This is a genomic window from Hahella sp. CCB-MM4, assembly GCF_002260525.1.
Classification (GTDB): domain Bacteria; phylum Pseudomonadota; class Gammaproteobacteria; order Pseudomonadales; family Oleiphilaceae; genus Hahella.
In genome coordinates this window covers 140,302-157,802 of record NZ_MRYI01000007.1, presented here as the reverse complement: position 1 = coordinate 157,802, position 17,501 = coordinate 140,302, and the positions used below count along the sequence as shown (strand labels likewise).

Annotated in this window: 5 protein-coding genes; all 5 read right to left on the bottom strand. The window is 54.2% G+C overall.

Annotated elements, in window-relative coordinates; translation table 11 throughout:
* Nucleotides 1-3 precede the first annotated feature (3 nt).
* Complete coding sequence (locus tag BTA51_RS14530; RefSeq protein ID WP_141215602.1) at nt 4-1,440, bottom strand: hypothetical protein; 1,437 nt, start codon at nt 1,438-1,440, stop codon at nt 4-6.
* A 63-nt stretch (nt 1,441-1,503) separates the two neighbouring features.
* Entirely contained in the window at nt 1,504-5,469 is a 3,966-nt protein-coding gene (locus tag BTA51_RS14525; RefSeq protein ID WP_094708400.1) for a hypothetical protein, read from the bottom strand.
* Between the two features lie 51 nt (nt 5,470-5,520).
* Entirely contained in the window at nt 5,521-6,453 is a 933-nt protein-coding gene (locus BTA51_RS14520) for a hypothetical protein (protein ID WP_094708398.1), read from the bottom strand.
* Nucleotides 6,450-7,988 carry a hypothetical protein gene (locus BTA51_RS14515; protein WP_094708396.1) on the bottom strand — a complete coding sequence of 513 codons (1,539 nt, stop codon included), beginning with the start codon at nt 7,986-7,988 and terminating at the stop codon, nt 6,450-6,452. The genes BTA51_RS14520 and BTA51_RS14515 overlap by 4 nt, the downstream gene beginning before the upstream one ends.
* A 4-nt stretch (nt 7,989-7,992) precedes the next feature.
* Nucleotides 7,993-17,475, bottom strand: a complete 9,483-nt coding sequence (locus tag BTA51_RS14510; RefSeq protein WP_094708394.1) for a DUF6603 domain-containing protein — start codon at nt 17,473-17,475, stop codon at nt 7,993-7,995.
* Nucleotides 17,476-17,501 lie beyond the last annotated feature (26 nt).

The window sequence follows — 17,501 nt, the reverse complement described above, 5'->3', positions numbered from 1 at the left end:
TTATCAGGAGCCAGCTTGTACGACCAGTTTGCTGACAATCGATTGACCATTGGTTCCCACCCCGCTGAGGGTATATTCAGCGGTGCTGGTGACCGTCAGCGACTTGCTGCCGGAAGCGACCTCGTTACCGGTAATCTGAATATTTCCCGGTAGCAGAACCATGCCCTTGGAGGCATCCAGGTTGGCGGTGACCCAGCTGAATTCAAACATGTTGTCCCCTTTACTTTGGGCATTGAAGTACTGAATCTGTGGATGCTCCGTGTCGCCGCTTCCCAGATAATATTTTTCCGCTTTTCCACCGGGCTGGTAGAAAGTCAGGATCGCGAGATCGCTGCTGGGAAATTCGATTTTCTGGGCAGTCCACTGCTCCGGATCAAGTACCGCTTTCACGCCGGATAGCTGGCCTTCGTTATTCGTCGTGTATTTGAAGTAGACCAAACCTACGGGAGCCAGGGTGAACGACACATCGGCATAGGCGGGCTCCTGAAATCCGTTCACGGCCAATGTATAGGTGACGGTTTCAGGTAAATTGCTGTAGTTGTTGAAATAGGTCTTCAACAATTCCTGACCGGGATTTACGTCTAACGGCGACTGGGGATTATTGCGGTCCAGTCCGGAATTGGAACTCAGGGTTGTTCCGGCTCCAAACAAGCTGTGCCAGGTCAGGGTCACGCTTGAATTCACTTTAAGGGGTGAGGTCTTGTCGCCGGTAAATGACGTAATCAACGGAGAATGTTGCGTCAGCGTCACATCCTGCTGGGCGTGACGGTTATCGCCGGTATAGACCTGTAAGGTATAGGTTCTCTGGGATTCTGTGGTGGAAGGCACATTCACCTTGGTGGTGCCCGGATAAGGGGGATCTCCGCTGACAGGAAAATCCTTTTCCCCGGTACCGCCGGAGAATCCGAAGATTTTGACACCGATGCCCGCCGCTGATTGCCAGTTCAGGTTAGCTTGCTCGTATAAGCCCACCACATATGGATCTAACCAGGCAATAACGGCCAGCTCCTGGGCAATTTTTGAAATCGCGGCCGAGGTACGGTTGTTGGCGGTACCAATGTATTCCTGGATGCCGACAGTGGCGCTGCCGGTTTTACCGTTAATGACCGCACTTTCAAACACCACCACAATTTTATCGCCCGGCTCGATCGTGGTTCCGACAGCTGATTTAATGGCGAAATAGTCACCTGAGCGTACGCAGCTGAATCCCTGGGGTTGTACCACCCTGGTCTGTACCGGGAGTTGATTCATCAGGTCACTGATGTCGCTTCCGGTTGGAAAGGTCACATCGATTTCATCTCCGTTCGGCCCGCCCTGCCATTGTATTGTCGGGCCGTCAATGGGATTAGATACAGTCAGGGTCAGGTCTGTGGTCGTCGCAACGAATACCTGGGGTGGCGCGAAGCTATAGTCAAAAACGGTGCTTGAACTGTTACTCATTGGCATGACTCCCTTGCTATTATTTTTCTGCCGGGTCGCTTCCGGCATTGAATTCATTCGTGGTCAGATTTCCTCAGACTCGGCACCGGACAGTGTCAGCCAGCCTTCTATCAGCGTTGGAATAGTACTTTCCAGGGTCGCCACCGGTGTGTAGTTGGTCACCTGGACATTCGGGTTCCACTGAGTGACATCTTTCCGCGCAGCCCATCCCCAGTTGCCTCTGACTTCGGCCGGCGTAGGCATCCTGATTTTGTCCGGATCCAGCAACAGCGGACCGGTACGGAAAGTCGCCGTAAAATTCTTCATGGCGTTGCCGACGGGTCCTGTCGGCAAGGTCAGTTCCCGGGTCGGCAACCCGCCTGAAATCACTGGCATGTCCCCGGAAGGATCGATCAGCACGGTCAGCTTGACGGGTTCATCTCCCGGCGCGATAGAGATCAGATGATTCTCTTTCACATAGCCACTGGTAAAGCCGGCGGGAGTGGTGATCGCCTTCAGCATGGCACTGCTGTCCGCCCGGCTGCCGCTTATCCCTGTCAACAGGCTCTTCATGGCCGCAGTCTGGTTTTGAATCCCGTATACCGCATAGAAAGTGTCGTATTGGTCAGCTTGGAAATACCCCATCACCCCGTTTTGCTGAGACAGACTATCCCCCACCCTGAAAGGAAATGGCACGGACATGTAGGGAGGATTGGTAGGAAGGTACTCCCCATTACTTTCATAGTACCTGCCGGTATCCGGCCAGCTCTGGTTGTATATGGGCGTTCCGGCGACAGGCACATTCAGCTCGGCCCTGACCACCGCTAAAGGCCTTCCCAGCAATATCGAAAGATTGCCGTCCTGTAGCGGGAAATTCCCCATGGACCACAATGTTGCATCAATGGCGGACATCAACTCGTCATAGGCCGACGAGCCTTGTGAAGCGGTCGCCAATAAATTCAGGATAAAGCTCTGCAAATGCTCATTGGGCAGATTCGGTGGAGCACCTAAAGGTGTATTACTACCGGGCACCGCATCCCAACGAATGGAAAACTCCGCACTGGTTTCGCTCCCCGTCATTTGCCGCTGAATTTTGATGATAGCGCCCAGGTTATTTCCCTCAGCATCAAACACCATCAGCGAGTTATCCAGATGATTGGCCATGACCCACCCGCATATGGGACTGGTCCGATCCGAGGAATTACTGAATATGGCATCATTATCCGCCTGCAGAAATCTGGGATTGGCCCTCACCGGTTGTTCCAGCCTGGGCGGCAACTGACCATAGGTTTCAGCCTTGTCGATGCTGGGAGGTGTCGTCAGCTCTTCAGACCAATAGATATTCAATATGGGCGACTCTGCGCCGAAGCTTGGGTCCTTGCCCCGCCAGATCTGGCCGAAAGAATCCACCATCCATAGATCAATCACCTGGAAGTGTCCGGACCTAATGGGGAAGAACGGGCCGGATTCTGTCTCGGATCCCACCACAGGACGGAACAGGCTACTGGTATTGCCCAGCAGGTCGGCGTACTCCTCGGTGAAAGTGTTCATGGAGGTGATTTCTGTCGCCAATTGCTTACCCAGTCCGCCCATGGACTGGGTCACGATATCAATCTCCTTGATATCGTTGGCCACCTTGGTCAGGTTCGAAATAATGAAATCCGGTAAGTTCTGATAGTTCGGATCGCTTTCGAAACTGGCGAATTTCTGTTGGATATTCTGGGCCGTCTTGGTATTGATCGTGGTCCGCCCTTCATAGATCAATTTATCCGGCGGTGTCGGAATGGTAGTGCCGGTGTAGGAGAAGTCGATATCTCCCAATGTCCAGCCGTTGAGCGCATCCGCCGAATCCATGGAAGACGGGAACCATGAGATTTTCCAGTCTAGATAAATTGGCGTCCAGGGCTGCTGGGTTCTGAAGGCTACGGATTCCTCTGAGGGCAGCAGGCCGTTTATGCCAGCCACAACGCCCAATGCCTGGGGATGCACACCCAGCTGATCTGCGCTGTTCCAAGGAGCGGTTTGCTGCTTCTGAATCTGGGCGGTCAATGCCGTGAGATCGTCATCGGTGGGAGTGATGCCTGCCTTTTGAAAATAGAGGCTGGCAATCAAACCGGCATTACTGGTATCCAGCAGCAACAATTCAATCCAGAGGTCCATGACCTCTTTGGGAATGGCGTTCCAGGTGGGCAGAACGACATTTCCGCTAGCCAACAGTTCTGCAGCGCCAATCGTTTCTTTGGGGCCGGCACTGCCTCCTTCCGGGGTATAGGTAATATCAATGCCCGTGACCGTCTGCCCGGTAAAGCGGACGAACAACAACTGATCTTCCTTGTACTGTCCTGGAGCGTTCAGCTTCGCATCAAGCTTCCCGCCGGCCAGCATCACCACAGGATCATTGGGTGCTGCGTTAGGTGTCAGGTCGACCGGCTTGAGAACGAACTGGTCGCCCAAGGTGTCCTGAAAAGACTTGGCGTCACTATCCACCTGAGTGGTCTTCTGATCATAGGACGTCAGGTTGGCAGTCAAAGCCCCTGTAATGGCGCTGATACTGTCGTTGACCTTGGTCACGATGTCCGGATCGGAATGACGGTTCAACTGAAGCTTTTTCACCGACAGCAGGAAGAGTTCGCCACGCTGACTGGAAATCAAACCAAAGAGTGTGTTGACTTCGCTTTGCAGCTTGTTCAGCGCAATCAGTGTCTGGGTATCGGTGGCATTCAGCGGAATCGTCTGCTGGCCTCCGGTGGCCTGTATGTCTTCGGTAGTGCTTTCCGGCCGAACCACAACCCATTGCTGGCCACCGTAACCGAGTTCGAATTCGTCGTTATGCAGCCGTGTTTCAACTTTGTTCACTTCGTTGTTGGCAAGATCGAACAGGAGATCTTTCTGGAAGGCTGAAAGTGCCCGCTCTATTTCGGGAATAAAGGAAGGATCTTCCCCCAGTTCCTCTACCACTTTATTGGCCATATACACCGAAATAGCTTCTGTCGAAGTATTGCCGATGGCCACCGCAGGAAAGTCCGCATAGTCGCCCGGCACGCCGGTGCCATAAGCATGGCCGTTACCCTGCCAATTGACGGTAGCCACCATGGAGTGACACAACAGTTTGGTTGGCAGGTCCGGCTGTTCGGCGGTCACGCCATTGGCCTGCTGCCAGTTATGCCAGGCGATAATGGCGGCTTTTTCCTGCTCAGGTAGTTGAATGGAATCCGGGTTGAACGTGCCCTGCAATCCATGCGACTGCTGCCATTGTTTCCAGGCATCCACTCCATTGTCCACGTCTCCCACCGAGGGGCCGGGGGACCAGGCAAAACCCTGTTCCAGTGCGGCTTTCCAATCTGCACTGTCGGTCACCGGAAGGGAGCTCAGAACATCATCGTCCGGATTGGCGTACCAGCCGATAATGGAATAGGTATATATGGCGCTGTCAGCGGCTTCCTGACCAAAGTCGTCATAGAGGGAAAATACATTTTTGATATTGTCGTAAGCCACCGACCACGACAAGGTTCCGGGTCCGACGGCCTGCAGGAACGGCTTGTCCGGTCCGGCCACGCCCTGCCATGTAGCCAGTTCCTGTGCCACCCCTATCCCACGCAGCGGAAAGCTGGCGTCCTGTGGGTAAGGATATTGGTTATAGGCAGACGGGTTGCTGGAAATATCGAAGAGTGTATCGCTTTGCAGAACCGTTGCCGTCACCTGTGGCGGCGTAATGGTTCCATTGCTACCGGATGAATATTTGAAGCGCGTTACCAGCCAGCGGTTGGGCACCAGCCTGAATCCCACCTGCTCTTCCTGGGCGCTTTGTGAACCGCTGCGCAGGCTGAAAGGCAGCGTCCACATGATGTGTGCTCCCACCCCCAGCGTCGACGTGGTAAACGGCGAAGGCAATACTGCTCCAGGGCTCAGATACAGGTCAAGGTAGCTGTTCTTGGTGCTGGCATAAGTGGTGTTCTGATCCGGTTTGCCCACCAGCAGAATATCCGTCGCCATAGGAACCAGGACACGGGGGCCGGGCCATACCGGCATGAGATTTGTCTGTGCGGCCATGTTACTTTCCACTCTTAGTCGTTGATGGGTTGATCCATTTGAAGCCCACGGCTAGTTCCCGCTATAAGCGCATTTGGGATAAGGCGTACCGTTACTGATTTTGTAACTCTGTTTGCCGGCCCCCTGAACCAATTGCACCGCAAATCCGCCCGGTTCGATTTTCCCGTTATCCAGAGCGCCCTGAGGCATATTCGATTCGATCGATGACACCAGCCCCTGAATATCGACTACGCCGGGTTGAGAGTTGTTGGTACGCAGATTCCCCGGGGCGGTCAAAAACGCCCCAGGGGTTTGAGGATCCGGAATCTGCTCGCCAGGTGGATATTCCTCTACGGTGGGAAGCCCCAGACCGCGCAGGCTGACCTTAAAGTCCGAGGCACCTTTTTCTCTGGTGATACCGAAATGGAGTGCTTCGCTCGGCTCAACGAAATCCACGTCATCCGGCACTCCGTCGAAGAGGCAAAGCAGCACACTCGGCGCCAGACGATCCATTCGCAATATGGGCAACTCAGCCCCTTGCGCAGACGCGTATACTTCCAGCCCGGGCCAACCCGAGACGACCTGGGAGCGAAACAATAGACCGGTAATAGGTCCACCGACAGTGCCACTACTGACCGGTTCCTGGTTTTTCAACTGGGCTCTCAGCTTCTGCTGGGCCTGATCTATCTGTTGATAGATGTCCTCGAAGAAAACTTCATTGAACAGACTGGTCTGGGTGGAGAGCACACCGACGCTCAAAGCACCGTCTACCATCCGGTCGAGCCAGTTACGATCCAGGAAGAAAAAACGCATGGACTCGTTAGGCAGCATTCGGACATCCGGCGTCAGGTAGGAGGTCGGTACGCCGTAGAGCAATGTCAGCTGTGCCAACCACTGGGCAATACTGTCAGTCAGTACCGGTTTTTCATCCGGCGTTTGGGAAGCCGCCACCATTCGATTGACAATGGATTCATGCAGAGAGCTACGATTCATCCAGGATTTCATGCTTTCGCTCCTTTTACTTTTCCGCTGCCACCTTTCAGTTTTCTGGACAGTTCGATCAGGGGATCCTCGCCGCTCTGGTGAATGGCAGAAACCTCATCACTATTCATGATGCCGGGAAGATGATCGCCCAAAGTGGTCTGGGTACGCGGGGTGACTTTCGGCCACTTCACTTTGGAAAGCTTGGTCGCCATCAGGCTCTGGGTGGCACTGACCATGTTGACGGCGGCACCGTTGGCTTCCGGTGCCATCATGGCTGAAGCTTTCAATTGAATTTCTTCGTTTTTGGCGTCGTTGTTAATCTCGGTAATGTAGTCCATGCGCCACTGGAACAACTGCTGGGCAAAGGTCGCATCCGACAGTGCCAGCAGCCTGCCGATCTGCCAGGCAGCGCTATAGGCGTGATTGAATATCCCCGTACCCGGATCGTATTGCATCGCGTGATCGCTGAAGATGTAGGGGCCGTAGCTAAAATCTCTTTTGGTCGGCGCCGGAACCAGTGGTCCGCGATACCAGGAGGTGGCGTTCTCCCCAACACGCATGTTGTTTTGCAGGGCCACATAGCCTATGTCCAAGGCCTCATCCACGGTTACATTCGGAGTAAGAGGAAGATTGGTCTGCTGCTTCGGCATTTGATACAGGGTGACGCCTCCACGTCCTTTGTCGCAAAGGTCTTCCATCAGTTGTATGAAACTGCCCCTGGCGGGGGCCGCACTGAACTCCCAGGAACCCAGCAACACCAGCCGAATCTGATTGTAATCGCCGGAAATGGTGCTTCCGTGCAAATGATCCTGGTGGCCTTCATAGGAAACCAGATAGATCGTGTTCTTGGTAATCCCGTCGTCCGTGGCCATTGGCAGACGGTTGCCTACCAGCAGAGAAAAGCAGCCGTCGGCATCCATGCCGAGCATGACTTTCCCGTCCGTATTCACCTGTCTGCCATGGGCAAGAAACGGCAACTCATCCAGAGACGGAGCAATGGCCTGGAAGAACGCCAGATTCACATCCACCACGGTCACCTTGGTACTGTCGGGTTCGTAAATGGTATCTCCCAGATCCGGCGGCAGAACTTTTGCGTTGGATGGATGAATCAGTTCGGAGACAGTGATGGTCTGGGGTGGCGAAACGTTCGGATTAACGTTGGTCATTGACGGCATATCATCCGGATACAACGTCAGCAGTCCCATCCAGGGGATCTGGTTAATATCCTGAGATAGCGGATTGATTTCACGGGACCAGGGCAAAGCAAAATTGTTGAAAACGATATGAGGTAAATCGTTATCAAAATTACCCAATTGATTGGCCGGCGGAAAGACTGAGCTGATCTGTGACGGGTCCAGAGTAAAACGTGGACCGTCCACCCTTAACTGCTGACTTGCCACGTAAGTTGGATCGTCTTTCTGCCCAGGCAGATTCTGAATGGTTTGAGTGGCCTGCAGGGTATAAGACCCGGCAGTCAGCGGCGGTTGAATCGAATCGTAAAATTTGATTTCACCAGCGCCGATAGCGCCACTTCCGACAGTGACTTTTGTGCTCATTGGCTTATCCCTTTGTCTGAACTTTAACCTGTACTGACGCCTGTTCCGGTTGTTCCAGATCCAATGCCTGGTAGTCCAGGCTCAGGCGATTCCAGAGTGTGGTTTTAGCCATCGCATCGACATTGCTCAGGCCGTAGATTCCAAGCACGGAAGTGCTGTCGTCTTCCATGGTTAACAGGCTTCCGATGTAATCGGTATCAGCTCCGTCAGGTACTTGGTACAGCAGCAATGTGCTGTCGCTGTACTGTTCCCTGTTCGACACACTGACCTGATCCTGTTTGGTCGGTATCCGGCCTCTTGCGAGGGTCATCGAGATGGCGTCTGCGGAGACATCACTACCGGACAGTAAAACCCCGATCATGCTGGAACCGGCCGGGAACAGAGTTTGAATCCAGCCGTCGTACTGCCGCTGGTTGGCCCCAGTTATCCGGTTGCGCTGTAGTAGTTTGTCTGCCGCCAGGACACCTATTTCGGCACCGCCGATGGCATCGATACGCTGGCTGTTCTGAACCCGGATCAGGCACGCATCCGCCGCTGTCCAGCAGGAACTCACCTTGGACAGGACGGTGTCACGCTGCCAGCCGATGGTATCGCCAGCCTCACCACCGAAGACCTGCACAGCAACACTGGCGGTTCCTTCAGGCAAGGTGTAGGTGCCGTAATCCGGTGCCAGCGTTGTCAGGACCAGTAGTGCACCGCTACGGTTGAAAGTCGCCACAACCACAGGAAGTTTGCCGGACACATCAATTGTGCTGCCTGTCTGGTTGTCGACCTTCCAGACCGCGATACCTCCGTTATAGAGAGTACGGAATTCCGGCTCAGGAATGCTGCTGAGGCTGGTGGCTGCCGCTGAACGCTTGACCACGCCACTGGTAACAGTCCAGCGTCCTTTTGCCTGACCACGATAGGAAGGCATGGCGGTCAATGTTTTTGCTGCCGGTGCGGTAGAGCGATAGCGCCTGAATAGCCCAAGCAACTCTGGAGACTTAACCTGCGCCTGTTTTGGCGATGCGGCTACTTTTGGTGCAGCAGTCAATACAGGAGCATTCCCGGGCTCAACGACACCACCATTCTGGTAAACGCCAATCCGAGCAATCACCGGGGGCGCCTGAAGCACCAGATCCGCCGATGAAGCCGTCACCGACAGGTCAGGATCGGCCGGGGCCAGAATGTTATAGGCTTCCAGGGTGGCATAGATGGCGTTACGTACCGGAATCACATCGCTGGACATGATGGAAGTCATCAATTGTGTATAGGCATTCAACTGAGAGTATGTCTGCGCTGCGGGATAATCAGGTACGGAAGAGAACGGCAGGTCTTTAATATCCCCTAACGTATACTTCAGATTCGATATCGGAAATGCGGGTACATCTCCGGTATAGAGATAGGCATCCGCCGCCAGTGTCAGACCGAAGAATGCGCCGGGAATCAGCAGATCATCAGCCGCAGGAGCCTGTTGCCGGTTCAGCGGATCCTGGGACCACAAGGCACTGGGAGCTCCGTTTTTGCCCAACGTCAGGGTGAGTCCGCGAGCGACCAGATCCACAAGACCTCCGCCCTGGTCTATCACTTCAACATTCAGTGGAGAGTCGAGATTGTCGTTATACCCCATCGGGCGCACCCCAAGTGGAGCGCTGCTATTCTGCTGATAAACCACTTTTTTGTCGCTGCCGTCATCTGCCGTCACAGTGACCTCCCGGCAGGGAATCGCCGAAGCGGAAGAGACAGAGAACGGCACCGGTTGTACCAGCCAGATATCACTGTCCGTATTCTGGTTCAGCAGGCCGGATAGAGCATTCCATTTCACCACCTGTTGGACACTGGCGTCTGATGCCGCCAGCAATTTCGCCTGGCTGCTTCCACCACTTCCGGACTGCACTGGTGCAGGCAGGAAGTTCTGCTCAAAGGCGGACCAATCCAGGTTATTGTCTTCGGTCGCATTGGAGCCCGAGCCAACCGGGATGGTGAAGGAAATCACATACCAGTCCACTTCCACCTTGCCGTGTGTGGGAGGCCCTTCCAACTGAAGTTGAGCACCCAGTTCGGCTTTGATGGTGATGGAAACACCCGCGATGGTAGTGCCGAAGGAGGCTCCAACCGTCACCCCGATACCGACGTTAAAGTAGAACGGCTGCCATTCGATCAGGAAGTTGGCGTAAGCGTTCAACCACGCCTTGAGCGGCCCGAGTTCGAAGGTCACATCCAGGTAACCTCCGGCCATCACCGCGGTCGGACATAGCGCAAAATAAGCGCCGCCGTCTATGCTGATCTTGCCGACGCTGATGTCCATTTTCCAGACCATGCCCAAACGGGGAACGGTCGGATAATAGGACGGTTTCTGGAAGGCCGGGTGGTATCCGCCCAGGGTGATAACGAACTGTCCCGCAGGAATGGTTCCGCCGTCTGCTGCCTGAATTGTTTTGTACCAGAGGTAGAACGCGAAACCACCGGTCACTTTGCAATCCGTGGACAGGACAAAGGAATTCGGGGTCAGCTGGGCTTCTGCTGACACAACCCCATCTGACGGCCTGAACGATACTTTCAGGGCTAGCTCAAAATAAGCCAGCGCCATGTTCTGTTTGACCTCAGGCGGCAGCGAGGCATAACTGAGCCCGAGCAGGTTGATCTCAAACTCGCGCCCGAAACTGATAAACAGCAGTGCGGTTGAGTTCAACAGTTTGTATGTGGTGAACTTCAGTCCCGCTGCCAGCCAGTACTGCCCTATTTCCGGCTGTACACTTTCACCCAGTTTTACCAGAGCTGACTTCGGATCCTCGCCGCTGCTGAAGGTGCCTTTTGCCACACCTTCCACCAATGGGAAAGTCTGGACCTCATCGATCGGCGGAATCGTCAGCGATCGGTTATAGCTGAAACCGGCAGCGACCCCGGTAATAAAGAACTCTGGAATACCGCCCAGGGGGAAATCCAAAGCACCGAAGACGAACAGAGACGGAACATTATCGCCGTCCGGCGTCGGAATTTCAGCGTAAGAGCCCAGAGCCCCAAGGGTAAAATCACCGGCACTGACAATCGCCACACCGTTATATTCGATGGGATTGTCAGACTTCAACAGACCGGCATTCACCGACACACTACCGCCCTGATAGGTGATGTTCAGTCCCTGCAGATCTATGGAATATTTATCAAACTCCGTTGGGGTTTTCGTCGGTACGCCAACTGTCAGACCAATCAGGCTTGCCTTGAGCCCGGCCAGCTCGACACTGCCTGAAAACAGGAAGTCCAGATACTTGGTGGCCTGTTCCCAACCCAACCCCAGATTTTCCACATACAGCGGCCCAAAGGAACGCTGTATGGGAAGAATCACTTCATCGCCGTTACCGGTATTGCTCTTGAGGTTGACGTAGATATTGGAGACATATCCGGCCGATGCGGAGAACGTTGGATTGGTGGGCGGATTCTGCTGGGAACTATCCCCTCCTGAACCGAGCAGGTTGCTGGCAATGGGATTACCGCCCGCACCCGATGCCAGACTATTCGGTGATAGCGAGATGGCAATATCCTTCAAGGTGATACCGGCACCGAAATCCAGTGTTGGTGACCCCTTGTCAAAACTCAGACTGAACAATGCCCGGGGCTGCACAGCATCCATGGTGAAGCGGCTGAGATTCACCAGAGGCTTACCGTTAGTGCCGATATAGTCGAAACCAACGTTATAGAGCGCCATGTTCAGCGACGTGAAATCCACCTCAACATTGCCGCCGCTGTCAGTGACAGGCACATAGAAGCCGATACCCGGATCGCCGGACGGCCCTCCGCTACCGCTTATCCAAGCGGTATCCGAAGCCCCCAGTTGAATCACCAGACTCGGGATTGAAGCAAGCGTGAGATCCGGCGCGGCCACCTGGATACCATAGTGATCCTGGGTTCCGGTCTGAGGCCCGATAGTAATCTTGCCTTGCTTGTTCGCCCCAAAGGTCAGCAACGTTAAAGAGTTCTCCATCAGTGTCTTGATGAAGTTCCCAAAAAAGCTCTTGGGGGTAATTGCCGTCAGGGCATCAAAGCTATTGAGCAGATACACTTTGGGGTTAGTATCCGGAGCCACGATGACCAGCGATGTCGCCTCAAAAATCAGTACTGGAGTGGGCGCTTTTTCATCATTGATAATCGGGGTTTCAAGCCACTGGTGAACCGTGCTCTGATTCAGCACCAGCAGAGAGATATACCGGGGCAATACATCTTTGATGACATCCAGCAGCCAGTCTTCCAGGCGTGTGGAAAGACTGCCTTCGCCGGGGAAAAATACCGGTAGTAATTCTCTGCTGAGCGAGGATGCCTGTGAGGGATTCGAAGGGTCTGCCAACGGATCGAATGCCAGGACGAAGCCACTGCCCTGTACATAATTCAGGCTCAAGGCCGGACCGTTCAGACTCTCTACCGGGATTAAGGTGCGCACACCGAAGCTGACCTGGATATCACCAGTGTCGATTTTGACGCCGACACCGGTCTCCGCCACATCCACCTGGACGATTTTCAACTCCGGTACGTTAAGGTCGCTCCACAGTCCCAGATAACCGTCCGAATTCAGGCCCGCTTTAACCTGTATGGGAATATCCGCGCCGGGGTTAAACACCACCCGACCACCTTCGGTCGTGATCTGAGTCGGCAGTACATTGGACAACAACGTTTTGACCGCGTCGGCAGTTTGAGGAGCTGTCGTTGTGGAGAAACGTTCTTTGAGCCAGTCAAATGCCTGCGTCAACAGCATTTGAAGCAATTGATCCGCACTGTATTTACTGAAGTTTTCCGGCGTTAATGTGGCCAGGATTTCGTTAACCAAAGCCTCCAGATCCACACTGGTCGCAAAGGTCCGCATCCTTGATACAAAAGCCTGAGCCCCTGAGTTTTCCAAAGCATCCAGAAGTTTCGGGGTGATTTGCTGGATAACCGTTGCAGCAGCGAGACTGGCCGCCTCTCCCGCCACAGTTCCCCATCCCTGGAATGGGAACAGCTGTACACCTAAACCTGTGGGGGCGGAAGCAGTTCCCTGGGACAGTTTCAGCAGGAAGCCCCGGTTGTATCCGACCGTGGTAAAGAAGGGCGCCGGTAACTCGGGTGCTGAAATTTCCATCTGCCCTGAAAACGCGGGCTGATAGGTGGGGCCGATGCCGATATTGAGATTTAACTTATCGAGTTTGCCTAGGTTATCGGCAATGGAAATATCCTGAGTGGTAAAGCCCAGGCTGGCCATGCCATCGGCCCCGGTCAGGCTGATACCGAAGTTGTAGGGCAAGCCACTGATGTCCAGCCCCTGACTCGGCGTCGGAGTCAAGGTGATTCCGGTAGACGATGCAACCTGCGGGAGATTCCCCAGCAGTTCCACGAATTTGGCCACGTCAAATCGGCCGTTAGTACCCAATACCGCATCCGAAAGCAACCAGCCCAGTGGATCCCGGAGAATCCCCAGAATGGCGGCCATCTGGTAGCCGTTTTGTCCTTCGGCAGTTACTGCCAGCCCAAATCCGACAAACAGTTTCTGTATCAGCGGATAAGGCTTCAGAAGCCGTTCTTCAATCCCCGCATTCAGCAGAATATTTAAACTGTAAACCGGCGCCAGGTCAGCCACCTGATTCAAGAATGAATCACTGTTAAACGGCAGTAACGTCAGAGGCTGTGCGGCAGGCTTGGAGTCATTGCCCCAGACAATTTCACTGCCGACCGACACTTCTACTGAGCCTGTCGCAAGATCGAGCGTCAGACTGTCTACCAACGACAGTTGCAAAGTCGGGTTATAGGCGGATATGTCACCGGTAAGCTTGCGGTTGACCAAATCCAGCTGGATTCCGCCGCTCACCTGGAGAAAGCTCCCCAGTTCGAACGCATCGGCGGGGAGAACCTGCACAGAAATAACGCCGTTGGTATTGGACGAGAACGAGACCCTGCCGTACTTGGCTTCGGGTATGTTTCGAGTCAATTCTCCCGTCAGAGTGGCAAGTGTTTGTGCATTGGAGAACAGGTTATCAAAGCGGGTCTTCAGACCGTCAACCGGATTAGACAGAATCTGCAGAACAGCCAGCGGTTGCAGCGGATACCCTTGATCCGCAGGGCCACAGATTTCCAGCCCCGCCATGAGCTCCAGGAAGGAGGTCGGGAAGCTGGGTATGGTGATGTGGAATACCTGCTGTAGGAAGTTGAAAAATTCCGTGCGGGATTCCTGGTTTTCCAGTAGGGAAATCAACTGATTGCGAATGTAGCTGTTCGGATCCGAAAGCAGCCCCTGCCATCCGGAACTGTTGATACCGTAGGGATCGTTGTCCGCCTTCCGGGTTAACGTCAGGCCCAGAATTGAAAGCAGATCGTAAGCCGTGGTAAATCCGGCGACATCTTTCACCTGCACCACGGCAGCCTGGACGGCAGCATTCAGCAATGTCTGGAAACTGGATTGCAGAGCTGAGGTAAAACTGTCGCTCTGGTATGTCTCCAGCGTGATATCCTGCTTAGCCTGTCCGGGCAGTGTCGCACCGGATAATGTGACCACCGGAACAAAGGTAATTCCTCCGGAAGAACTGATCGATAAGTTGCACCCCAGAATCACTTTTTCCACACTGCCGAGATTATCCGGAAGGTCGACCAATAGTGTTCCATCCGGGTTGGACAGAGTCCCCAGGAAATTAAAGGCCGGCAGATTGTTCAGATTATCCAGGGCGCCCTTGGCGAGCGAATATTCAATGAGGCTTAGCCGGCTTTGCAGATCAAACTTGAATTTGACGTCGGTACCACTGACAGTGGTCTGGTACTGAAAGTTATCCTCTCGCCCTACCCCAAGCCCCAGCACCTGATCCTGTGGCGTGAACCAGCTGTAGATATCAAAGCCGAAGGGAATCGGCATGGGATAAGGATCGTTATAGGTTCCGGTTCCACCGATGTCAGGAGCCTTGGTCAAGGAAGTATCAATGGTCCAGGCAAGCAGAGATAACATACTCTGCGCTTTGGCCTGACTGGCATAGTCGCTGGCCAATTGCTTGCGCAGATCCGGAAACGGATTGCTGAAACTGGTAATGGTAAATTGGTCGAAACCGCTCCAAGCCAGTCCCTGAGGGAATATGGGGGAACTTGTGATATCCGGCACCAATCCCATGGCACCGGTAAAGAACAGACCCGGCCGCGTTTCTGTCCGCATGAGGAATGTTCCCAGGGCGGCCACCAGGAACGGGGCAAAGGTCGCCTGCCCTGTGGTCACCAGATCCTGAAGCGAGCTTTGGTCATCAAAATTCAGACTCTGCCCGAGAGAAATTTTATCTCCATTGACGACCAGCGCCGGCTCATCCACAAACATGGACCAGGACCAACCGCTGAAGCGGCTCCAAGCCGCAGACAGCTGGGACGGCCCGATGCTGACAGACAACCCACCGACCTCAGGCGTCTGTATGGGATTAGGCAGACTCAGAGCCGCGGAGGCAATCGGTAGCCAGGTGGCAGACAGATTGCCTGATGAAGGAAACTCGATGCTGGCCACGGAAAGATTCAGGGAAGGTTTCACGGTAACAGTACTGACGACAATCTCAGGTATCATCGACACCCCGAGATTCAGTCTGCTTCCGCCACCCTCAATGGGTTCCTGGAAAAACTGGACGTACGCGGGCAGTGCCGTATTACTGATCGAAATTCCCGCCAGCCAGGGGGATTGTGGTGTCCCGTCACCGGTGACCGTAATACTGGTGGAGCCGGTATCTTTCTCCAGCAACAGGGCAAAGCTCTCCACCATGTAGTAAAAAGCAGATTGATTCGCGACCTTGCCTGAGTATTCCAGAATACTCAGATAGTAATCCGCCAGTGCCTTGATAGGGTTGAGAATGGAGTTCTCCATCCCGCTCGCGGAGAATGGTGGAACCAGATCCTCCGGCCAGTTGTCCCCTGCACTTCCCGGTGCTATCAGCCCCAATACAGCGGCAATATTGTTTGATAGCGCATTGGGGTTGTCAGAACTGACACCCAGAAGCGTCTTCAGTCCATCACTTAAAAGAGCGGCCCCGGCATCCGCCAGTTGTGTCGGCGACAGCAGATCCAATGTCTGGAAGCTGCTTGAAGGTATATCCACGTTGTTAAGATAGAAATGTGGAACCGGCTTGCCACTCAGGTCCAGGGTCAGGCCCCCTTCAAGCGAACCGACGCTGTAGCTGTCACCAGACTCCTGAAACGTTGCCAACGGGTCGCCGTCGGTTTTGTTCTGCAAGGCAAACTTAAACAGGAAGTTCAGTTCCGGTGACGCGGATATTCCCTGCTGGCTGAGGGCAAACGCCCCCAGTTCGAGATTGGCGCTCGGGATAAAGACGGCATCCGAGGTGCCAAGCGCAATGGATTTGCCGGCAAACGCTAACCCCGGATAGAAAAACCGTCCGTGATTTTCCTCAACCACCGAAGCGGTAGTCACCTGCAAAGTGCCGATAGATTCAAAGGAGAGAATAGCGACGGCAAAAGGCGTATTGCGATCTCCGGTTCCCGTCACAGACACGGATTTGTCGCCGATAAAGCCTCCCAGGCAGGACAACCAGGTGCTCAGGAGCTGGGGATCCGACCCGATAGCGGTAAACCAGTTCTGGAACGGTTCTGCCGGATTGCTGGAATTGGCAAACAAGTCATACCAGGCCAGTATCGGCAGGCTGACGCTCGAGCCCGGCACCATGGAGGAAAGACCAAATAGCGGCGCAAAGTACCGTATCCTGTCTTCCTGATCCGGGAAGGTTTTGGTCAATGCGCCAACGAACAGGGCGCTGGCGGTATTGGTCAGCTGCACACCCGATATGGCTTCGAGGTCAGCGATGGAACGATTGGATGGCTGGGCATCGCCGGGCAATTGTAATGCCAGCACCTCAAGTGAAACACCGAACGGATTACTGGCGGCAAAATCGATGGAGACACTGGCCTTTACTCCATTGAACTGGACACCGTTAATATCCACCAAAGGAGTGGTGGCAGCCCCGTCCACCGCTGCCCCCATCAAAATAGGATAGCCGACCGAGTCGAACGTCAGGTCGAAGCTGCCACTCCCCACTTTTACGAAGGGCACCAGGACAAAGGCGGTCACCTGAAGCAGGGCTTCCGATGGCGCCTGGGGCACTTTCCATTCGTGCAAGGCACCGAATCCCAGGACCGTGTCACCTGCCTTGTTATAACTGACAAGATACAGACCGGTTTCCACATCCCCGTTTTTTATGGGATACCAGGTTCCAAGAACTGTGGGATCCCTGACCGGTGCCCCTAACGCATTTCCTTCCACATCGCCCAATATCTGGGAGAGCAGTGCCTGAAACTGTTCAGGATTGCGGCTGAACCCCTCTTTCATGCTGGTGATAGGGTCTGTAAACCAATCGTTATTCAATGTGTAGGTATCCTGACCATCAGATACCAGCAGATTGCCTAACACCCCTAAACTGCCCAGGATGGGATCCAACCCTGAAAACGTAATACCACTACTACCAGGAACGCTCTCTTCTGCCCTTGCAGGAACAGTTTTTTCGATAATAGTCATGGGAATGTTCCACTATGATGTTGGTT